General features: G+C 67.2%; 1 protein-coding gene. It reads right to left on the minus strand.

Going from position 1 to position 265, the window contains the following annotated elements:
• On the minus strand, window positions 1-265 hold a 265-nt coding region (locus KVT44_RS56215; RefSeq protein WP_217577014.1), incomplete at both ends, for a hypothetical protein.

A 265-nucleotide genomic window follows, 5' to 3' on the forward strand; every position in this document is an offset into this window, starting at 1 on the left:
TGGCGAGGAACGCGAGCGCCAGCAGGATGATCAGCAGGTCGACGATCACGTCGGGCGAGAAGCCCCAGTGTGACGGGTCGGCGAGGCTCATGATCGCGACGGCGCTGATGGCGAGGTCGATCTCGGCCGATCCGTAGTAGGTCGCGACCCAGGCGATCGGGAACACCCACAGGTAGCCGAGGCTCGGTTCGCTGAGGGTGAGGAACCCGATCGCGACGATGTCGACCAGTGGGAGGACGAAGGCAGCGTGCCGAGGCGTGCGGGC

The organism is Streptomyces sp. GbtcB7 (genome assembly GCF_019091445.1).
GTDB lineage: Bacteria > Actinomycetota > Actinomycetes > Streptomycetales > Streptomycetaceae > Streptomyces > Streptomyces mirabilis.